Genomic DNA, 20824 nt, shown 5'->3' on the forward strand with positions numbered 1-20824 from the left:
GTCAGCCCCGGGCGAGGATGTCGTCGATCTTGCCGGAGGCGTCGCTCAGCAGTCCGTCGATGTCGGCGTCCTCCTTGGTGAGGACCGCGGAGACGACACCGTCGAGGACCGAGTAGATCTGCTGGGCGTTCGGCGGCTCGATCTTCATGTCCAGGCTCTGGTTGCCGTCGAGGAAGGCCTGGTAGTTCTCCACCGGCACGTTGGCGTTGGCTTCCTTGACCTGCTGGTCCTTCTCGTCGGCGGCACCGGTGAACAGCCGCGGCTCCGGCAGGCCGACCGGCGCGTCCTGCTTGTTGGCGCGGGCGTAGTCGCCGAGGAAGCCGTCACCGGGGGTGAGGAACATGCTGTCGAGCCACTTGAGGCCGGCGCGGATCTGGTCGGGGCTGGCCTTCTTGTTGAACATGTAGCCGTCGCCGCCGATGAGGGTGGCCTCGCCGCCGGGCATCGGCGCGAGGGCCATGTCCTCGTACTTTGCGCCCTTCTCCTTGACCAGGATCGGGATGTTGTCGGGGGCGGCGAGGTACATGCCGAGCTTGCCGGAACCCATCATCTGCTGGACGTCGTTGATGACCAGGAGCTGCTTGCTGCCCATCGAGTTGTCGGTCCAGCGCATGTCGTGCAGGGTCTGGAGGACGGCCTTGCCCTCGGGGGTGTCGACGGTGGCCGACTTGCCGTCGGCGGAGACCACGTCACCGCCCTGCGAGTACAGCTCGGCGGTGAAGTGCCAGCCGCCCTGGTTCTGCGCGCTGTAGTCGGCGTATCCGACGGTGCCGTTGCCGAGTTCGGCGATCTTCTTGGCGGCGCTGCGGACCTCTTCCCAGGTGGTGGGCGGCTGGTCCGGGTCGAGGCCGGCCTTCTCGAAGAGGGCGCGGTTGTAGATCAGGCCCATCGAGTAGCCGGTGCGCGGGATGCCGTAGATCTTGCCGTCCACGGTGTAGATGTCGCGCAGCTGCTGCTGGATGGTCTCGTAGCTCTTCAGCTCCTTGACGTACGGAGTGAGGTCGGCGGCCTGGTTGATGTCGACGACGTGCCGGGCGTCCGTGAAGTACGTGTAGAACACGTCCTCCATCTGGCCTCCGGCGAGCTTGGCGTCGAAGGTCTTCGGGTCCTGGCACGGGAAGGCGTCGTGCGCGGTGACGTCGATGTCCGGGTTCTGCTTCTCGAAGGCCGCGATGTCGGCCTCGAAGAACTGCCGGTCGACCTTGGCGCTCTTCGGCGGCATGCAGTTGACCGTGATGCGGGTCTTGCCGCTCGCCGAGTCGTCTTCGTCACCCGAGCCACAGGCGGTCAGGGCGAGCGAACACGCGGCGAGCGTGATGAACGTACGGCGGAACCCGGTGCTTCTCATCGGTGGACCCCTTTGGGCAGGAGCGGCAGTGCCCCTTCGGGCGGAGCGGTGGGCGCCGCACACTCAAGCACCGACGGCATCACTACGCAAGATGTCGCGCAGAGATTGCAATTAATCGACAACCTTCGGGGGTCAGTTCCGCGGCGCTTGCGCGGTGGATCCGCGCACCACCAGCTCGGGCTCGAAGAGCAGCTCCTCGGCGGCCACCACAGTGCCTCCGATCTGCGCGTTCAGCAGTTCCACCACGGCCCGGCCCATGGACTCGATGGGCTGGCGGACGGTGGTCAGGGGCGGCTCGGTGCAGTTCATCAGCGCCGAGTCGTCGTAACCGACGACGGAGATCCGCGAGGGCACGTCGAGGCCCTTGCGGCGGGCCGCGCGCACCACGCCGAGGGCGATCGGGTCGCTGGCGCAGATGAAGCCCGTGATGCCCCGGTCGATGAGTTTCGCGGCCGCCGCGTGGCCGCCCTCGATGGAGAACATGGCCCGCGCGACATGCTCGTCCGGCAGCTCCCCGGCGATCTCCCGGGCGGCGGCCAGCTTGCGGGCCGAGGGCACGTGGTCGCCGGGGCCGAGCACCAGGCCGATGCGCTCGTGGCCCAGCGAGGCGAGATGGCGCCAGGCCTGCTGGACGGCGACCGCGTCGTCGCAGGAGACGCCGGGCAGGCCGAGGTGCTCTATGGCCGCGTTGACCAGCACGACGGGGATGTTGCGGTCCGCGAGCAGGCGGTAGTGGTCGTGCGGGGCGTCGGACTGCGCGAAGAGGCCGCCGGCGAAGACGACGCCGGAGACCTGCTGCTGAAGGAGGAGTTCGACGTAGTCCGCCTCGGAGACGCCACCCTTGGTCTGGGTGCACAGCACGGGGGTCAGGCCGAGCTGCGCGAGGGCGCCGCCGATCACTTCCGCGAGGGCCGGGAAGATCGGGTTCTGGAGCTCGGGCAGGACCAGGCCGACCAGCCGGGCGCGTTCGCCGCGCAGCTGGGTGGGGCGCTCGTAGCCGAGTACGTCGAGGGCGGAGAGGACGGACTGGCGGGTCGCGGCGGAGACGCCGGGCTTGCCGTTGAGCACCCGGCTCACTGTCGCTTCGCTGACCCCGACCTTCTTCGCCACTTCAGCAAGTCGTCGCGTCATGGTCGCAAGAATAGCGCAAGGTACGCAAGCGGCTTGCGTTACGGGTTGCGATCAGGACGGGGGGCTCCGCCGTGGGGTGGGGCTTCGGGTAGCGGGTGGGTGGGGGCTTGTCGCGCGGTTCCCCGCGCCGCTGATCGGGGTTGCCCGGGGCGGGGTGATGATGTGCCCGGCGTCGGGCGCGCCCGCGCGGCGGAGCCGCACGTCGACAGCGCCCCGCGCCCCTGGCCGGCCGCCGGTGTCGTTACGTGCGCGTGCTGCCCTTGCTGAAGGCGGGGGCATGCCGGACGTGCCGTGGGGCGGGGGCGGGGACGGGGTCGACCGTGGCGCCGTCGGCGACCTGAACGCCGACGGTGCCCGGTCAGTTCTCGGGGGCGGGGACCACCGTCAGATGGCCGGCCGCCGCACGCCGCGCGCGACCGCGGTGCGGACCGGTGGCAGGCCTGCGGGGCTCGCGCAGCACCAGCGTCAGCCGGGTGCAGCCCAGCTCCCGCAGGGCCCTGGGCGTCTCGACCACGACCCGGCAGTCGGTGGCGCCCCAGCGCGGATCGGGGTGCAGCAGCGGGCGGACCGAGCCGTCGTGCTCGAAGGCGTCCTCGCCCATCGCGCGGATCCAGTGCGGCAGCCCGTGCCGGTACGCCGCCTCCATGATCGGATCCTGGGCGATGTCCCGGCGGATCGACTGGAGTTGGCGGTCGTGGCTGTACCGCTCCACCGCGCCCGCGAAGTGCGCCAGCATCGGCAGGCACCACTGCGACTCGTGGTCGCCGAGGATCACGCTCGCGTCCGGATGGAACAGGACGAACCGCAGGAAGTTGTCGTCCGGCATGGCCGTCGGATGGGGTCCGACACCGCGGAAAAGTGTCTCGAACGCGCCGTTGGCGAGGACCACGTCCCAGCTCCGGTCGACGACGAACGACGGAAAGGGGAGCGCCTCCAGGAGCGTGGCGTAGTCCTCGAGGTACGCCTGGGCCTCGCGGCTCGTGGGGACGGACCGCGGCACCGACCGCTGTCCACCTGCCTGATATGCCATCGGGAGGTCACCCCTCTTGCCTATGCGGCCTTCTCGCGGCGCCCCGATCCTGCGGCCCCGACCAGCACTGTGTCAACTATCGTGGCATTCGGCGACGGTTGACGGCTGAAATTGGCCACAGTTGTGGCGAGACCTGGATGTGAGTTCGAACCAGCCGGTACGCTCCGGGAAGTTCACGGCAACCCGCTTGTGAGATGGCTGTGAGAAACGTAGGAGACCCCTCGGTGACGGATGGCTACGAGGTTCCGGGCGCCACGGCGTCGGTAGTGCTGTCGGCCGTAGTCGTCCGCGTCGCCGCACTCACCGACCGGCTGGGCATCGCGCACTCCGAGGTCTTCGACACCGGGCGGCTCTCCGTGGCCAGCGGTGTCCCCGAGCCCGTGGTGCGGGAGCTGCTCGGCGGCCGGCCCGCGGGCGAGCCCGATGTGCAGGCGCGGTTCCTCCAGCGGCTGGAGATGCTGCGGCGCACCCGGCTGAAGTCCAACGGCCGCAAGTACACCCAGCAGGAGATCGCGGACGGCGCCGGGATGTCCCGGCAGCAGGCCGGTGCGCTGATCAACGGCGACCGGCGGCCCACGATGGAGCACTGCGACGCCATCCAGCGGTTCTTCCGGGTGCACGCCGGGTTTCTGACCGCGGAGGATCCCGAGGCGCTCGCGGGCACGTTGCAGCGCACCGAGCAGGATCTGCTCCAGAAGCTCGCCGACCGGGAGCGGGAGGCGGCCGCGAAGGCCGAGGACCCGCTGGAGAAGCTGTTGCAGGACCACGGGGTGCGCGGCATCGCGTGGCGGGCCGCGCAACTGCCCACGGACCAGCACCGCGACAAGGTCGCCGAATGGCTGGACATGCTCCTGGAGAGCGTCAAGCGGCCCGAGTCGTGATGCTGGGGATGACTGTGGGCACCGGTAGGCGAATGCGCCGCCTGTGCGGTGAGCTGGTCGCCGAGGTCGGCGTTCCGGCGCCCGCGCGGCCGGCCGACCTGTACACGGCGCTGTGCGACGCGATGAGCAGGCGGCGAGGGCGTCCCGTGCACTTCCGGACGGCCGCGTTTCCGCAGAGCGCGGCGAGTGGGCTGTGGCTCGACATGGCCGACCAGGATCTGGTGGTCGTGGAGGAGCGGACCGCGCCCGACCACCAGTTGGTGATCCTCGGGCACGAGCTGTGGCACATGGCGGCCGGGCACCACGGGCACCATGTCGAGGGCGCGACGGTCGCCGCGCGGCTGCTGTGCGACGAGGCGGACCTGCGGGACGCCGTGCGCTCGGTCGCCGCGCGTACGCGGTTCGACCTGGCGGACGAGAGGGAGGCCGAGAGCTTCGGTCTGCTGCTCGCGAGCAAGTGCCGTACGTGGCTGGCGGGTTCGGCGCAGCGGGGTCAGCGGGACCATCTGGCGGGGCGGATCGAGGCGTCGCTGGGGTATCTCGGGCGGGAGTGAACGGCGGTCGTTCGGGAGCGGGGGTGTGCGAGCGCCTGTGCCGAGAGCCCGTCCCCTGCGCTGAGCGGGCGAAAGAACCCGTGGTCCGGGCGGATTGTCAGTGGTGGTTGGCAAGCTGGGGGTTGCGCCCCCGTTGTCCGGGTGCGTGCGTGCCCGAGGGCGCGGGTGGTCACCCAGACGAGGAGCCGACCGATGCAGACCGCCGTACTGACCGATCGCGAACGCACCGCCGTCCAGGCGTATCTGCGCCTGCTGCACACGGTTCGGGCGGCCTGTGACGCGGAGGCCGGGCCGCCTGGGGCCGCGCGACCACCCATGGTCCCGCCCGCCGTCCTCGCCGAGGCGGACCGGGCGTTGGAGGAGGCGGGCCTCACCGGCAACGAGGAGTCCTTCTTCCGCCTCCTCTCCACGTGGTGCCCTCCGGTCCGATAACCGGTTGCGGGTCCGGTGGGGGTTGTTCGCGCAGTTCCCCGCGCCCCTGACAACCGGATCCACCGGTGCGGTGAGCCCGTGCGGGCCCGGTGGGGGTTGTTCGCGCAGTTCCCCGCGCCCCTGACAACCGGGCCCGCCGGTGCGGTGGGTCCGTGCGGGTCCGGTGGGGGCTTGTCGCGCAGTTCCTCGCGCCCCTACAAGCCGGACCCGCGTTCGTACGGCCCCGCGGCCGACCCGCAGCCAGACGCCGGGGTCGCCTCCCAGGGGCGCGGGGAACTGCGCGACCAGCCCCCACCGGACCGCACGGACCCACAACGCCCGCCCACCCCAACACCGACCCGCAGCCAGACGCCGGGTCGCCTCCCAGGGGCGCGGGGAACTGCGCGGCCAGCCCCCACCGGACCGCACGGACCCGCGACGTCGGCCCACCTCGGCACCGGTTCGCAGCCAGACGCCGGGGGCGCCTCTCAGGGGCGCGGGGAACTGCGCGACACGCCCCCACCGGACCCGCACGTGCCCTCTGAGGGGCGCGGGGAACTGCGCGGTCTGCGCCCATCGGACCGCGGTGTCGGCGTCAGGTGTGTGGGATTGTTACTGCCGTGGTCGCCAGACCGGTCGCGATGGTCCAGCGGCCCTCGAAATAGCGTAGGCGTCGGCCCGACACCAGGGGCCCGGGGACGAGGAGTTCGGCGCGGAGCCGGCCCTGGCCGGGTGCGTCGGGGTCCTCGGTGAGTTCGATGTCCGCCTCGGAGAAGTCGAGCCACTTGCGCGTGAGCGGGAACCACGCCTTGTAGACGGACTCCTTGGCACTGAACAGCAGCCGGTCCCAGTGCACTTGGGGCCGCCCGGCGGCGAGCCGGGCCAGCCGGACCCGCTCGGCCGGCAGCGCGACCGCCTCCAGGACACCGTCCGGCAGCGGCCCGTGCGGCTCGGCGTCGATACCGAGGGAGGCCAGGTCGCCGGCGCGGGCCAGCGCCGCCGCCGCGTACCCGTCGCAGTGCGTCATGCTGCCGACCACCCCCTCCGGCCACGCAGGCGCACCCCGTTCACCCGGCAGAATCGCCTGCGGCGCCACCCCGAGCTTCTCCATGGCACTGCGCGCGCAGACCCGCACGGCGGCGAACTCCCCGCGGCGCTTGGCCACGGCCTGCGCCACCAGCGCCGCCTCCTCGGGGTACAGCGCCGCCTCCTCGCTCCCGTCGGAGCCGAAGGTCTCCACGGCCACCACCGTGCCGGGCAGCAGCTCCTCGATCACCGGGCCGCGACCTCCTTGGGCAGGATCCGGCGCAGCCGGCCCGGCGGATCGGACCGCTTGCGCCACTCGCGCGGGTACCCGACCGACACCTCCTCGAAGCGGATGCCCTCGTGGAAGGTGGTCCGGGGGATGTGCAGATGGCCGTAGACCATGGTGCGGACGCGGAAGCGGCGGTGCCAGTCGGCGGTGAGCCGGGTGCCGCACCACATGGCGAACTCCGGGTGCCAGAGGATCTCCGTGGGGTGCCGGTCCAGCGGGTAGTGGTTGACCAGCACGGTCGGCAGATCGCCGGGCAGCTCCTCCAGCCTGCGCTCGGTCTCCGCCACGCGCGCCCGGCACCAGTCCTCGCGGGTCGGGTACGGGTCCGGGTGCAGCAGGTACTCGTCGGTGCACACGACCCCGGTGGAGTGGGCGTACTCCAGCCCCTCGGCCTTGGTGGTGCTGCCGGACGGCAGCCAGCTGTAGTCGTACAGCAGGAAGAGCGGCGCGACGGCGACCGGCCCCTCGGGGCCCTCCCAGACCGGGTACGGGTCCTCGGGCGTGACGACGCCCAGTTCCCGGCAGAGCTCCACGAGGTACTCGTAGCGCGGCACACCCCGCAGGGTGACGGTGTCCTTGGGATGGGTCCACAGCTCGTGGTTGCCGGGCGACCAGACGACCTTGCGGAAGCGGCCCGCGAGGGTCTCCAGGGCCCAGCGGATGTCGGCGACGGTCTCCGCCACGTCACCGGCCACGAGGAGCCAGTCGTCGTCCGACTCGGGGCGCATCTGCTCGACCAGGGCCCGGTTCTCCGCGTACCCGATGTGCAGGTCGCTGATGGCCAGCAGTTGACCGGTACCGCCGGCCGTGGATGTCACCTGTGACCCCCTCCGATCACCCGAACGTGACCACGAGAACACATCTGCGGGGTGCCGGGCAAGCGCGGGCCGCCGAGTGCGGCCCGTGGCGCACGGGATCGTCGCGACGGTGAACGGGATCCGGCGTTCCAACATTCCGAGGGGGGACAACATCGGAAAATCCGTAACACGCATGTTGCACGCCGGGTCCCTTGAAACCCGTATGATCGCCCCGACACCACCGCCGCGAATCTCCTGTCACGCAGGGCGGTTTGGTGTACCTCCAACCACCCCTGGCCGGGCATGGCCTCGCTCCGCCGTGCCCGCGAACCGTGAAAGGCGGCCTGCATGGTCTCTCGCGTACGCGTCTGGCTCAACCGCACGTACGCGGAGAACGTCTTCTTCATGGATCAGCTGAGGCGAAATCCCAGCGACCGGGCCGTCGAGATCCATGCCACCCACGGTGACCCCGACTCCCCCGTGCTCGCCGCCGCCGACACCGCCGAGCTGGAGCCCGAGGGCCTCTCCCCCGCCGGATACGTCGAGTTCGCGCTCGACCAGTGCGCACGCCGTGGCATCGATGTCTTCGTGCCCCGGCTGCACCAGTCGGCGATCGTGGCGCACCGCTCCGACTTCGAGGCGGTCGGTACGGCGCTGCTCGCCCCGCCGCCCGAGGCGGTGGCCGTCTTCCACGACAAGGTGATCGCCTACGAGGCCGTGCAGGCGATCGGGGTGCCGGTGCCGCCCTGGTGGCGGGTCCGCAGCGCCGACGAACTCCTCGCCGCCGTGGAGGAGTTGGAGGCCGGCGGACACAAGGCGTGCTTCAAGCCCGCGTCCGGCGCCGGCGGCGTCGGGTTCCGGCAGATCACCCGCACCCCCTTCTCCCTGCTGCACCTCAGCGGTTTCCCCGGCCCCTATGTCCAACTCGACCTGGTGCTCCAGGCGTTGCGCGGCGCCGAGGAGCCGGTCGACTGGCTGGTGATGCCGCGGCTCGAACAGCCGGAGGTGTCGGTGGACTGTCTGACCGGTCCCGACAACCGGGTGCGGCTGGCGGTGGGGCGGACCAAGAACGGGCGGCGGCGCGGGTTCACCCTGGACGAGCAGTGGGTGGAGCCGGCGCGGCGCACCGCGGAGGGCTTCGGGCTGCACTACCTGTCCAACATCCAGTTCCGTATGTTCGGCGACCGTCCTGTGCTGATGGATGTCAACGCGCGTCCGGCGGGCGGTCTGCACCAGCTGTCCCTGTGCGGGCTGAACGCGCCGTGGGCGGCCGTGCGGCTGGCGCTCGGTGATGATCCGGGCGAGCTGGAGCCGCCGTTCCTGGGCCAGGACTACACGGTGGTGTCGGGGCCGCGCCCGGTGATGGCGGCGGCGCCGGTGGCGCGCGCGGAGGAGCCGGAGCCACTGCTGCCCCCCGCTCCGGCGCCCGCGCCGGGCAAGTCGGTCAAGGCGACGGCACATGTGCTGCCGTTGCAGCCCTTGACACCCTAATTGGTCCATACCAACTTGGACAGCGCACCACTCGTACTCCCGAACACCCCACTTCATCCAGGGAGATCGCGTGCGCAACCTACCTTTCGGACGGACCGGGCGACGTCTGCTCGCCCTGCTCGGCGCCGCCGCCCTCGCCTTCACCGGGGCAGTGGCGCTGCCCGGCACGGCCCACGCGGCCAATGTGCTCTCCAATCCCGGCTTCGAGTCCGGGGCCCTCTCGCCCTGGTCCTGCGGCGGCAATCTGGGCTCGGTCGTCTCCTCGCCCGTGCACGGCGGCTCGCGCGCGCTCCAGGGCGCCGCGAGCGCCAGTAACAACGCCCGGTGCAGCCAGACCGTCGCGGTCCAGCCCAACACCACGTACGCGGTGACCGGTTGGGTGCGCGGCTCGTACGTGTACCTGGGGGTCGACGGCGGCTCCGCGACCTGGACCACCTCCCCCTCCAGCTACGCGCAGTTGAGTCTGTCCTTCACCACCGGCGCCTCGCAGACCAGCGCCACGGTGTACGTGCACGGCTGGTACGGCCAGGGCACATACCAGGCCGACGACATCAGCCTCGACGGTCCGGGCGGCGGCCCGCCGGACTCCCAGGCGCCGACCGTGCCGGGCAGTCTGCGGTCCACCGCGAAGACCTCGTCGAGTGTGACCCTGGCGTGGAACGCCTCGACCGACAACGTGGGTGTCTCGGCGTACGACATCTACAGCGGGTCGAGCCAGGTGCTCAGCGTCTCCGGGACCAGTGCCACGGTCGGCGGGCTGTCGCCGAGTACCGCCTACAACTTCACCGTGCGGGCCAGGGACGCGGCCGGCAACGCCTCGGCGGCCTCGAACGCGGTCGCCGTGACCACCGACTCCGGCCCGGTGACTCCCGGCTTCAAGCAGGCCGCGCCCTATCTCTTCCTCGGCTGGGGCGATCCGCCGAACGCGGCCTCGGTGATGAACTCGACCGGCATCAGGTGGTACACGATGGCGTTCATCCTCTCGTCCGGCGGCTGCAACCCGGCCTGGGACGGCAGCCGTCCGCTGACCGGCGGCAACGACCAGTCCGTCATCAACTCGATCCGTGCGGCGGGCGGTGACATCGTCCCGTCGATCGGCGGCTGGAGCGGCAACAAGCTCGGGCCGAACTGCTCGACGGCCGAGGCGCTCGCGGGCGCCTACCAGCGGGTGATCGACGCCTACGGGCTGAAGGCGATCGACGTCGACATCGAGAACACGGACGAGTTCGAGAACGCGGTCGTGCAGGACCGGATCCTGAACGCCCTGCGGATCGTGAAGGCGAACAACCCGGGTCTGCGGACCATCCTCACCTTCGGTACGTCGACGACCGGGCCCACCACCTGGGGCAACCGGCTCATCGACCAGGCACGGGCGCTGAACGCGAACATCGACGTGTTCACGATCATGCCGTTCGACTTCGGCGGCGGCGCCGACATGTACGGCAACACGGTCAACGCCACCGAAGGCCTCAAGAACAAGCTGAGGTCCACCTTCGGGTGGGACGACGCGACGGCGTACGCGCACATCGGCATCTCCGGCATGAACGGGCTGAGTGACCAGCAGGAGCTGACTTCGGTGCAGACGTGGACCCAGATCCGCGACTACGCCAACTCCCGCCATCTGGCCCGGCTGGCGTTCTGGGCGGTCAACCGTGACCGGCCGTGCCCGGGTGGCGGAGTGGTGAGCAACTGCTCCGGCATCGCGCAGAACAACTGGCAGTTCACCTCGATCACGGCCGGCTTCACCGGCTGATCACCCGCTCGGTCGCGTGGGGGTGCCGGGGCCCGGGAACGTCCGGGCGTCAGTCCTCGTACCCCCACGCCTTCGCCAGCTCGACCAGGCGCGGCGGCAGTTCTATGGCGGGGTCGGCGGAGCGGGCGGACTGGATGCGGCCGGACTTGATGGTGCTGCTCCAGTCGCCGAGCTGCGGCCGGAAGGTGCCGTGGTCCTTGCTGCCGTAGTCGAGCATCGTGGACTCCCAGCGGACGCCGAGGTGGTCGCACAGGGCAAGGGTGGCGGCCTGCGGGTCGCCGGTGAGGTGCTCGTATCGGACGATGTGGGCCCCCGGCAGTCCGGTGCGGGCCTCTTCCAGCCGCTCGCCGTAGTTGAGGACCTCGGTGCGGATCTGGTCGAGGTCGGGGTGGGTGCGGCGGCTCATCAGGGAGGTGATCACGGCCCCGGGGTGGCGCAGCAGCACGATGAAGCGGGCGTCGGGCCAACATCGGTGCAGCCGGGGCCAGATGAGGGTGTTGGCCGGGGTCTTGTCGACGATGACGCTCTTGCCGCTGCGGGACAGCTCCAGATGCAGCACCCGGTCCCACAGGACGTGCTCCAACTCCTCTTTGTCCAGGGCGAGTTCCTTCATAGCGGTGGCCGTGAAGTCCCGGCCGAGCCGGACGTGCAGGGTGCGCAGGTGCATCTCGTGCGGGGCACGGATCCGGCTGTGGCTGTTGAGCAGGACCCGCAGCAGGGTCGAGCCGGAGCGCACCGAGGACAGCACGAAGACGGGTGATTCCACCAGGCGCGGGGCGCGCGGGGCGACATAGCCGTCCTTGGGCCGTGGCTGGCTCGGTACCGCGTCGAGCCGGCGCCGGGGCGGGCTCATGGCCTCGGCCATCAGTCTGCCGCGCCGTTTGAGACCCTTCCCGATCGCGGACATACGTGGATCCCGCACCGTGACACCTCTTCTCGCTCGCCTGCCTCCGGCATCTCAGGCAAGCAAAGCAAACTCCAGGTGTCGCGGAGGCAACGAATCCGGTTCACGGCGGCCCCATCGGCCGCCGTGAACAGCCGTTTTACCGCTTCCTTAATTCTTGATGGGAAACGTCCTCACGCTTCCCGTACGGACAGCCGCAGTGTCTGCACCTCGAAGGGCCGCAGGGTCACCCCGACCGTGTCGCCGTCCCGCGCGACCGGCCCGAGCGGCCGCTCCAGGAGGTCGGTGAGTTCGGCTCCGGCCAGCGGGAATCCGGTGCGCAGGGTGCCGGTGGCGCGTCCGCCGCGGGACTCGTAGAGCCGTACGACGACATCGCCGGAGGTGTCGTCCGCGAGCTTGACCGCCTCGACGGTGACACCCTCGCCGGTCACGGAGACCACCGGGGCCGGTACGCCGACCGTCTCCGCCACGCGCAGCGGGAGGTTGAGGGCGTAGCCCTCGGCGACGGCGTCCTCGATGGTCGCGCCGGGCAGCAGGGCGTAGGTGAGCCGGTGGTGGCCCTGGTCCGCCTCGGGGTCGGGGACGCGCGGCGCGCGCACCAGGCTGAGCCGGACCGTGGTGGTCGTACCCCCGTCCTCGCGGACCGTGCGGGAGACGTCGTGGCCGTAGGTGGAGTCGTTGATGACGGCGACGCCGTAGCCGGGTTCGGCGATGTGCACCCAGCGGTGGCCGGAGACCTCGAAGCGGGCCGACTCCCAGCTGGTGTTGGTGTGGGTGGGCCGCTGGACGTGACCGAACTGGATCTCGGCGGAGGAGTGCGGGGCGCGTACGTCCACCGGGAAGCCCGCCTTGAGGATCTTCTCGGCCTCGTGCCAGTCGATCTCGGTCTCGAAGTCGATCCGCGGGCTGCCGGCGCGCAGGGTGACGGTCTGGGTGATCCGGGAGCCCCGGCCGAAGGTCCGCTCGACGCGGAGCGCGCCGCGCAGCGGGTCCTCCTCGACGACCGTGAGGGAGGACGGGTCGAGCAGGTCCGTGAATCGGTTCTGGTAGTGCTTGTCGATGTCCCAGGCGTCCCAGTAGTTCGGCAGGTCGCTGTGCAGGCGGAGCAGGTTGCCCTGTCCGGCGAGGACCTCGCGCCCTGCGCGCAGGTCGCGGACGGAGGCGAGGGTGCCGTCGTCGGCGAGTTCGACGCGGACGAGGCCGTTGTCGAGGGTGCGGGCGGTGGTCGTGACCGGGTGCGCGGGCGTCTGCGGGGTGAGCGGGGCGCTGCCGTTCGCGGGGACGGTGACCTGCGCGAGGGTGCCGTCGGGGGCGCGGACGACCTCGGTGCGGTCGTAGGGGCTGGTGTTGAGGACGGCGGGGGCGGGGGTGCCGGCCGCCGCGAGCGCGGCCAGCGACTCGCCGGTCAGCTCCTCCAGTTCCTTCGCCACCCGGGCGTACTCGGCCTCCGCCTCCCGGTGCACCCACGCGATGGACGAGCCCGGCAGGATGTCGTGGAACTGGTGCAGCAGGACCGTCTTCCACAGCCGGTCGAGACGCTCGTACGGGTAGGTGTGGCCCGGCACGTGCAGGGCGGCGGTCGTCGCCCACAACTCGGCCTCGCGCAGCCGGTGTTCGCTGCGCCGGTTGCCCTGCTTGGTGCGGGCCTGGGTGGTGTAGGTGGCGCGGTGCAGCTCCAGGTAGAGCTCGCCCGCCCAGACCGGCGCGTCCGGGTACTCCTCGCGGGCGGCGGCGAAGAAGGCGTCCGGGTGCTCGACGCGGACCTTCGCGGAGCCCTCCAGGTCGGCGAGGCGCCGGGCGCGCTCCAGCATCTCGCGGGTGGGACCGCCGCCGCCGTCGCCGTGGCCGAAGGGCGCCAGCGAGGTCGTACCGCGGCCCTTGTCCTGGTAGTTGCGGACGGCGTGGGCCATCTCCTTGCCGGAGAACTCGACGTTGTAGGTGTCGACGGGCGGGAAGTGGGTGAAGATGCGGGTGCCGTCGATGCCCTCCCACCAGAAGGTGTGGTGGGGGAACTTGTTGGTCTGGTTCCAGGAGATCTTCTGGGTGAGGAACCAGTCGTTGCCGGCGAGCTTGGCGAGCTGCGGGTAGGCGGCGGTGTAGCCGAACGAGTCGGGCAGCCAGACGCCCTTGGTCTCGATGCCGAAGTGGTCCATGAAGAACCGCTTGCCGTGGATCAGCTGCCGGGCGAGCGCCTCGCCGCCGGGCAGATTGCCGTCGGCCTCCACCCACATGCCGCCGACGGGGGCCCAACTGCCGTCCGTGACGGCCTTCTTGATGCGCTCCCACACCTTCGGGTAGTGGTCGCGGACCCACTCGTACTGCTGGGCCTGGGAGCAGGCGAAGACGAACTCCTCGTACTCGTCGGCCAGTGCGGTGACGTTGGAGAAGGTCCGGGACGTCTTGCGCTTGGTCTCGCGGATCGGCCACAGCCACGCGGAGTCGATGTGCGCGTGGCCGACGGCCGAGAGGGTGTGGGCGCTGGCGTGCGCGGGCTTGGCGAGTACGGGTGCCAGGACTTCGCGGGCGGCGGCCGCGGTGCCGGGGATGTCGTCCAGGTCGAGGGCGTCGAGGGAGGTGTCCAGCGCGTGCGCGATCTCGTGCCGGCGCGGGTCGTGCTCGCCCAGCTCCAGCATCAGTTCCCGCAGCACCTCGATGTCGAGGGAGAGGTGCCAGACGTTCTCGTCGAGGATCGCGAGGTCGGCGCGGCGGAAGGTGTAGAGGGGCTTGTCGCCGGCGGTGAGGACGTCGCCGAGCGGGGTGGGCGCCGCGAAGTCGTTGGCCAGGATGTCGGGGTTGGAGGCCGCCTCGACCAGATAGGCGACCGTCTCCCCGCCCGCCGCGGGGCACGCGACCGGCACGTACTGGTTCTGCGGGTTGACCGCCTTCAGCGGGGTGCCGTCGGGCAGGTGGACCAGGGCCTCGGCCTGGTTGCCGGGCCAGTCGCCGACGAACCCGAGGTCGATGACCGTCTCGACGCGCCGGCCCGCCCAGTCGGCGGGCACCTCGCCGCGCATCCGGAACCAGGTGGTGCCCCAGGGCGGGCCCCACGGGGTGTCCATGGCGAACGGCTCGTACGTGGCCGCGGCGGCATCCGAGAAGGACACCGGCTCCCCCGGCGTGTGCCAGGCCTCGACCGTGAGGGGTGTGGTGGCCGCGTAGATCGCCGGCTTGATGCGCTGGTCGTGGACGCGGGCGACGCGCTCCTCGATCCGTCGGCGTTCGTCGTGCATGGGACAACCCCTCCCGAGGTCTCTGTACGTGGTCTTGCGGGTACCGCACGAGGCGGCCGGGGCGGCGGATGCCGGGTGGTACGGGCGGAGCCGCGGGTGCCGGGTGGAACAGGCGGGGCGACGGGTGCCGGGTAGAACAGGCGGGACCGCGGGGGCCGGGTGGAGCAGGCGGGAGCGCGGGGTCCCGAGTGATGCCGGCGGGGCCGCGGGGGCGGACCCGGTCTACGTGAGGTACGCGAGGCCCGGGTGGACCGCGGTGTAGCCCTCGACGAGCCGCCGGGCCACGTTGACGGAGTCGACCAGCGGGTGCAGCGCGAACGCCTTCACGGCGGTGGCGCGGGACGCGGACTCGGCCGCCGCGAGGACCTCCCGCTCGACCGCCTTGACCGCGCAGACCAGCCCGTTCGCGTGGTCGGGCAGCGGGTCGACGGCGACCGGGTGGGCGCCGTTGGCGTCGACGAGACAGGGCACCTCGATGACGGCCTGCGGGTCGAGGACGGACAGGGTGGCGCGGTTGCGGACGTTGAGGATCAGCGTGGTGCGCTCGTCGCGGGCGATGGCCCGCATCAGCGCGAGGGCCACCTTCTCGTAGCCGCCGGACAGGTCGTCCGCGTCGCGCTCGCCGGCGCCGGCCGTCTCGCGGTTCTCGGCCATGTAGGTGGCCTCGCGTTCGGCGCGGGTGCGGTCCCAGGCGGTGAGCGCGCCGGCGTCGGGGGCGCGCATCTCGTCGTAGAAGCGGGCCTGCTGGTCGCGGAGGAAGGCGCCGCGGGTCTGCTCGGCCTGCTGGTAGGCGCGGACGGCCTCGCGGTTGAAGTAGTAGTAGTGCAGGTACTCGTTGGGGATCGCGCCGAGCGACTGGAGCCAGTCGGTGCCGAAGAGCTTGCCCTCCTCGAAGGAGCCGAGCAGATCGCGGTCGGCGAGCAGGCGCGGCAGTTCGTCGCGGCCCGCGACACGCAGGCCGCGGACCCAGCCGAGGTGGTTGAGGCCGACGTAGTCGATCCAGGCCTCGGCGGGGTTCTGCACGCCGAGGACACGGGCGATACGGCGGCCGAGGCCGACCGGTGAGTCGCAGATGCCGATGACACGGTCGCCGAGATGGCGGGACATGGCCTCGGTGACCAGGCCCGCCGGGTTGGTGAAGTTGATGACCCAGGCGTCGGGCGCGAGCCGCGCCACCCGGCGGGCGATGTCGACGGCGACGGGCACGGTCCGCAGCCCGTAGGCGATCCCGCCCGCGCCGACCGTCTCCTGGCCGAGGACGCCCTCCGCAAGGGCCACCCGCTCGTCGTTCGCGCGGCCCTCCAGGCCGCCGACGCGGATCGCGGAGAAGACGAAGTCGGCGCCGCGCAGCGCCTCGTCGAGATCGGTGGTCGCGCTCACCTCGGGGGCGTCGGGGACACCGGCCGCCTGCTCCGCGAGGACGCGGGTGACGGCGGAGAGCCGCCCGGCGTCCAGGTCGTGCAGCACGACCCGGGTGACCCGGCCCTCGGCGTGGTCGCCGAGCAGCGCCCCGTACACCAGCGGCACCCGGAATCCGCCGCCGCCCAGAATCGTCAGCCTCACGCCGTCTCCGCCTCTCCTGCCACGTTCTTTCCCGCCGCCTTCTCCCCCGCGACGACCACCTCGACGCCCGCGTCCTCCAGGGCGGTGCGGGTCGCCGCCGCGACGGGTCTGTCCGTCACCACCATGTCCAGATCCGCGGGACCGCAGACCTGTGCCATGCCCGTGCCCGGGAACTTCGCCGCGTCGGCGAGCAGTACCACCCGGTCGCCCGCCGCGATCATGGCCCGCTTGACCGGCACCTCGACGACGGTGGTGTCCATGACCTGTCCGCCGGGCCGGACCCCGCTGGTGCCGAGGAAGAGCCAGTCGGCGTGCAGCTGGCGCAGGTTGTCCTCGGTGAGGAAGCCGACCAGGGAGCGGTACTCGCGGCGGACCATGCCGCCGAGCAGCACCAGTTCGATGCCCTCGTCGTCGGCGAGCTCCTCGTAGACCACCAGGTTGCTGGTGATCACGGTGAGGCGGCGGCCGTGCAGTTGCCGGGCGAGGCGGTAGGCGGTGGTGCCGATGTCGAGCAGCACCGACTGGCCGTCCTCGACGAGGGCCGCGGCGTGCGCGGCTATGACGTCCTTCTCGGTCACCCGTACCTCGGCGACCTCGGCGAAGGGCTGGTCGCCCTCGTCGGCGACGGCGCCGCCGTGCACACGGGTGAGCAGCCCGTCCTCCTCCAGTTTGACCAGGTCGCGCCGGACCGTGGCGGGGCTCACCCCCAGTTGCTCGGACAGGTCGGTCACGGCGGCCGGGCCGCCGGAGCGCAGGGCGCGCAGGATGAGTTGGTGTCGTCGTTCTGCCAGCACGCGCTGAACACTACTCGTCATCTTCAATCATTTCTATGCTCGGTTCTGCTCGACTATTGACCAATCACCACCCCTCGGCGCACGATTCCGGTCATCGAAATGAAGACTTTTGACGAGAGGGCGTTCATGTGGACGTTCACGAGGACGACGACCGGCCCGATGTCCTGCTGACCGGGCTGCTCTTCTACGACCTCGTCCTCACCGGGCTCGGCCGTCCGCCGGCGCCCGGCGAGGAGATCTGGACGTCCGGCATGGGCTGCGGTCCAGGCGGTATCGCCAACCTCGCGGTCGCCGCGGCCCGCTTCGGTCTGCGCACGTCCCTCGCCACCGTCTTCGGCGACGACTTCTACGGCGCCCACTGCCAGGAGGTGCTCGCGGGGCAGGAGGGTGTGGACCTCGCCCTGTCCCGCGTCGCCGACGCCTGGCCCACCCCGGTCACCGTCTCGCTCGCCCTGCCCGGCGCGCAGGGCGCGGCCCACGGGCACGACCGGGCCCTCGTCACCCACGGCCAGGAACCCCCGTACTCCCAGGACACGCTGATGGGCGACCCGCCGCCGGCGCGTACCGCCCTGGTGCATCTGGAGGCGGAGCCGCGGGCCTGGCTCGCCAAGGCCGCCACGAACGGCACGCTCATCCACGCCGACGTCGGCTGGGACCCCACCCAGCAGTGGTCGGCCGCGCTGCTGGAACAGCTCGCGCTGTGCCACGCCTTCCTGCCGAACGAGGCCGAGGCGATGGCGTACACCCGTACCGACAGCGCGATGGCGGCGCTGCACGCGCTGGCCGATCTGGTGCCGGTGGCCGTGGTCACCCGCGGCGGCGACGGCGCGATCGCCGTGGACCAGACGACCGGCGAGTTCGCCGAGGTGCCGGCCCTGGACGTCGAGGTGCTGGACGCGACCGGGGCGGGGGACGTGTTCGGCGCGAGCTTCGTCGCCGCCTCGCTCGGCGGCTGGCCGCTGGAGCAGCGGCTGCGGTTCGCGGTCCTCGCGGCCGGGCTGTCCGTGGGCCACCACGGCGGCGGCCTCGCGGCACCCGGCTGGTACGGCGTGGACCAGTGGTGGCGCACGGTGACCGACCCCGGGCTCCGGCAGGCGTACGGCTTCCTCGCCGACCGGCTGCCCCCGAACGTCGGCCCGCCGGTCCGGTACGCGCCCGTGACCCCACCGGCCCGCCCATGACCACCCCCGGCACCCTCCGACCGCGAGCACCGTCGACACCCCCGACCGTGAGCACCCCCGACACCCCCCGCCCGCGCGGCACGCACCGTCCCCCACCGGCCGCCGCCCGCGCGGCGTGACCCCTTCTCCGATGCCCCACACCCGAGCAGTACGCGACGACCCGAACAGATCCGAAAGGCGGTGGGAGCGGTGCGGCTCTCACGAAGAGGCCTGCTGCGCGCCGGACTGGCCACCACGGCCGCCTCGGCGCTCGGCGGTCTGACGGCCGGCTGTGCCGTCCCGACCGGCTCGACCGGCCGGAACATGGTCCTGTGGTACTGGAGCGGCGGCCTCAGCGACACCGTCGTCAAGAACGCCACGGCCCGCTACGACGCCGACGTCGACCTCAAGGCCATCCAGATCGGCGGCTACTACCGCTCGAAGCTGCTCACCACCATGGCGGGCGGCGCCCACATCCCCGACATCGCGGGCCTCAAGGGCGAGGACATGGCGTCCTATCTGCCCAACGCCGACCAGTTCGTGGACCTGCGCGACCTCGGCGCCGACCGCTACCGCGACCAGTACCTGCCGTGGAAGTGGGACCAGGCGATCGCCGACGACGGCTCGATGATCGGCTTCCCGATCGACTGCGGCCCGGTCGCGCACTACTACCAGCCGGCGGTCTTCGAGAAGGCCGGACTGCCCTTTGAACCCGCCGACGTCTCCCGTGAACTCGACACCTGGGACGCCTTCTTCGACGCCGGTGAACGGCTGAAGCGGGCGCTGCCGGGGACGTACATCCTCACGGACGTCACCAGCGTCTTCGACATGTCGGTCAACCAGGGCACCAGGCGGTACGTCGACAAGGACCGCAACTTCATCGGCGACGGCGAGCACGTGCGCACCGCCTGGGCGCGGGCGGTCGACGCCAAACGGCGCCGGATCGTCTCCGACCTGGTCAGCGGCACCCCCGACCAGCTCTCCGCGGTCGAGGACGGCAAGCTGCCGAGCCAGCTCAACGCCTCCTGGAACACCGGCGACCTGAAGCTCGGGGTGCCGAAGACCAAGGGGCGCTGGCGGGTCGCGGACTGTCCGGGCGGGCCCTCCAACATCGGCGGCTCGTTCCTCGCGATCACCCGGGCGTGCCGGGAGCCGGAGCGGGCGTTCGAGATCATCACCTGGACGCTCAACGCGGCCAACCAGGCCCAGGGTTTCGTGGACGCGGGCCTGTTCCCGTCCAGCCCGGCCTCGTACACGCTGCCCAAGCTGCGCGAGCCCGACCCGTTCTTCGGCGGACAGGCCACCATCGACGTCTTCGGTCCGGCGGCCGAGAAGATCCCGGTCGCCTACAACAGCCCGTACGACGTGGCTCTTTCGACTCCGATCAAGGACGAGCTGAAGAACGTCGGCGTCCTCGGCAAGAACCCCGAGCGGGCCTGGGAGGACGCGATGAGCAAGTGCCGGCGCATTGCCAAGCACCTGGGGGTGAGCTTCTGATGGCCGTCCTGGAGGAGACCCCGTCCGCCGTCGCCCCGCCCCCCGCGCCGCCGCGCAGGCCGGGCCGGATCCTGCGGCACTGGCGGCTGTACGCCGCGATCTCGCCGTTCTATCTGCTGTTCCTGGCCTTCGGGCTGATCCCGGTCGGCTTCTCGCTGTATCTGTCCCTGCACCGCTGGGACGGGCTCGGCGCCATGGAGTGGGCGGGGCTCTCGCAGTACGAGTACCTGCTGACCGACAGCGACTTCTGGTCCTCGATCGGCACCACGATCGTCATCTGGGCGATGGCCACCTTCCCCATGATCTTCCTGGCGATGGTGACGGCCGTGATGCTCAACTCGGCGGTCCGCCTCAAGAACCTCTACCGCTTCGCCTACTTCCTGCCGAACGTCACCTCGGTCGTCGCGATCGCCATCGTCTTCGGCTCGGTGTTCTCCACCAACTTCGGCCTGGTGAACGCCCTGTTGCAGGCCGTCGGTCTCGACCAGATCGCCTGGCTGAACACCCCGTGGGGCATCAAGATCGCCATCGCCACGCTGATGACCTGGCAGTGGACCGGCTACAACGCGATCATCTTCCTCGCCGGACTCCAGACCATCCCCGGCGAGTTGTACGAGGCGGCCCGCATCGACGGCGCCGGGCCCGTGCAGACCTTCTTCCGGGTCACCCTGCCGCTGCTGCGCCCGGTGCTGCTCTTCGTGCTCGTGGTCTCCACGGTCACCGGACTCCAGAGCTTCTCCGAACCGCAGGTGCTGCTCCAGAACACCGCCAACGAGTCGACGTACTCGGGCGGTCCCGGCCACGCGGGCCGCACGATGGTCCTCTACTTCTTCCAGCAGACCTTCGACAACAACGACTTCGGCTACGGGGCCGCCGTGGCCTGGGGCATCTTCCTCGTGGTCGTGCTCTTCTCGGTCATCAACTGGCGCCTGCTCCAGCGCCGGGACGAGCGATAGGGAGACCTG

Annotated in this window: 17 protein-coding genes; 8 read left to right on the forward strand and 9 right to left on the reverse strand. The window is 71.2% G+C overall.

Features of this window, described 5'->3' with window-relative positions; genetic code table 11:
• Position 1: 1 nt before the first annotated feature.
• The 3 genes from ACIQAC_RS07375 to ACIQAC_RS07385 form a co-directional block, all read right to left on the reverse strand.
• Positions 2 to 1348 carry an ABC transporter substrate-binding protein gene (locus ACIQAC_RS07375; RefSeq protein ID WP_402187900.1) on the reverse strand — a complete coding sequence of 449 codons (1347 nt, stop codon included), beginning with the start codon at positions 1346 to 1348 and terminating at the stop codon, positions 2 to 4.
• 132 nt (positions 1349 to 1480) lie between these two features.
• The gene (locus ACIQAC_RS07380; protein ID WP_402187901.1) at positions 1481 to 2479 is read right to left on the reverse strand and encodes a LacI family DNA-binding transcriptional regulator; all 999 of its coding nucleotides are present in this window, start codon (positions 2477 to 2479) and stop codon (positions 1481 to 1483) included.
• Between the two features lie 358 nt (positions 2480 to 2837).
• On the reverse strand, positions 2838 to 3509 hold the full coding sequence (locus ACIQAC_RS07385) for a hypothetical protein (RefSeq protein WP_402187903.1): 672 nt from the start codon (positions 3507 to 3509) through the stop codon (positions 2838 to 2840).
• 224 nt (positions 3510 to 3733) lie between these two features.
• On the opposite strand from ACIQAC_RS07385, the gene ACIQAC_RS07390 reads away from it, so the two are divergent.
• The 3 genes from ACIQAC_RS07390 (at position 3734) to ACIQAC_RS07400 (ending at position 5376) form a co-directional block, all read left to right on the forward strand.
• Positions 3734 to 4390 (forward strand): helix-turn-helix domain-containing protein, encoded by a 657-nt coding sequence (locus ACIQAC_RS07390; protein WP_402187905.1) that lies wholly within the window; start codon positions 3734 to 3736, stop codon positions 4388 to 4390.
• A gap of 32 nt (positions 4391 to 4422) precedes the next feature.
• Positions 4423 to 4944, forward strand: coding sequence for a toxin-antitoxin system, toxin component (locus ACIQAC_RS07395; RefSeq protein ID WP_402188209.1), 522 nt, complete (start codon positions 4423 to 4425; stop codon positions 4942 to 4944).
• Positions 4945 to 5136: 192 nt separating this feature from the next.
• Positions 5137 to 5376 carry a hypothetical protein gene (locus ACIQAC_RS07400; RefSeq protein WP_402187907.1) on the forward strand — a complete coding sequence of 80 codons (240 nt, stop codon included), beginning with the start codon at positions 5137 to 5139 and terminating at the stop codon, positions 5374 to 5376.
• A gap of 574 nt (positions 5377 to 5950) precedes the next feature.
• Here ACIQAC_RS07400 and ACIQAC_RS07405 read toward each other — a convergent pair.
• Positions 5951 to 6631, reverse strand: a complete 681-nt coding sequence (locus ACIQAC_RS07405) for a 4'-phosphopantetheinyl transferase (RefSeq protein ID WP_402187909.1) — start codon at positions 6629 to 6631, stop codon at positions 5951 to 5953.
• Complete coding sequence (locus tag ACIQAC_RS07410) at positions 6628 to 7488, reverse strand: metallophosphoesterase family protein (RefSeq protein ID WP_402187910.1); 861 nt, start codon at positions 7486 to 7488, stop codon at positions 6628 to 6630. Before ACIQAC_RS07410 ends, ACIQAC_RS07405 begins: the two co-directional genes overlap by 4 nt.
• A gap of 327 nt (positions 7489 to 7815) precedes the next feature.
• Here ACIQAC_RS07410 and ACIQAC_RS07415 point away from each other — a divergent pair, with 327 nt between their 5' ends.
• Complete coding sequence (locus ACIQAC_RS07415) at positions 7816 to 8958, forward strand: ATP-grasp domain-containing protein (RefSeq protein WP_402187911.1); 1143 nt, start codon at positions 7816 to 7818, stop codon at positions 8956 to 8958.
• A 70-nt stretch (positions 8959 to 9028) separates the two neighbouring features.
• Complete coding sequence (locus ACIQAC_RS07420; RefSeq protein ID WP_402187913.1) at positions 9029 to 10711, forward strand: carbohydrate binding domain-containing protein; 1683 nt, start codon at positions 9029 to 9031, stop codon at positions 10709 to 10711.
• Between the two features lie 49 nt (positions 10712 to 10760).
• Here ACIQAC_RS07420 and ACIQAC_RS07425 read toward each other — a convergent pair whose 3' ends face one another.
• From ACIQAC_RS07425 to ACIQAC_RS07440, 4 genes are all read right to left on the reverse strand, one after another.
• The gene (locus ACIQAC_RS07425) at positions 10761 to 11618 is read right to left on the reverse strand and encodes a sulfotransferase family protein (protein WP_402187915.1); all 858 of its coding nucleotides are present in this window, start codon (positions 11616 to 11618) and stop codon (positions 10761 to 10763) included.
• Positions 11619 to 11788: 170 nt separating this feature from the next.
• A complete protein-coding gene (locus ACIQAC_RS07430; protein ID WP_402187917.1) occupies positions 11789 to 14845 on the reverse strand; it encodes an alpha-mannosidase in 3057 nt (1018 codons plus the stop codon).
• Between the two features lie 222 nt (positions 14846 to 15067).
• Complete coding sequence (locus tag ACIQAC_RS07435; RefSeq protein WP_402187919.1) at positions 15068 to 16408, reverse strand: 6-phospho-beta-glucosidase; 1341 nt, start codon at positions 16406 to 16408, stop codon at positions 15068 to 15070.
• Positions 16405 to 17202, reverse strand: a complete 798-nt coding sequence (locus ACIQAC_RS07440; RefSeq protein ID WP_402187920.1) for a DeoR/GlpR family DNA-binding transcription regulator — start codon at positions 17200 to 17202, stop codon at positions 16405 to 16407. The genes ACIQAC_RS07435 and ACIQAC_RS07440 overlap by 4 nt, the downstream gene beginning before the upstream one ends.
• Positions 17203 to 17330: 128 nt before the next feature.
• Between ACIQAC_RS07440 and ACIQAC_RS07445 the strand changes: the two genes are divergently transcribed.
• From ACIQAC_RS07445 to ACIQAC_RS07455, 3 genes are all read left to right on the forward strand, one after another.
• Positions 17331 to 18383 (forward strand): carbohydrate kinase family protein, encoded by a 1053-nt coding sequence (locus ACIQAC_RS07445; protein WP_402187922.1) that lies wholly within the window; start codon positions 17331 to 17333, stop codon positions 18381 to 18383.
• Positions 18384 to 18572: 189 nt separating this feature from the next.
• A complete protein-coding gene (locus ACIQAC_RS07450) occupies positions 18573 to 19859 on the forward strand; it encodes an ABC transporter substrate-binding protein (protein WP_402187924.1) in 1287 nt (428 codons plus the stop codon).
• The gene (locus ACIQAC_RS07455) at positions 19859 to 20815 is read left to right on the forward strand and encodes a carbohydrate ABC transporter permease (RefSeq protein ID WP_402187926.1); all 957 of its coding nucleotides are present in this window, start codon (positions 19859 to 19861) and stop codon (positions 20813 to 20815) included. Before ACIQAC_RS07450 ends, ACIQAC_RS07455 begins: the two co-directional genes overlap by 1 nt.
• Positions 20816 to 20824: the final 9 nt, after the last annotated feature.

Origin of the sequence: Streptomyces sp. NPDC088387 (assembly GCF_044753385.1) — a bacterium.
Lineage (GTDB): Bacteria > Actinomycetota > Actinomycetes > Streptomycetales > Streptomycetaceae > Streptomyces.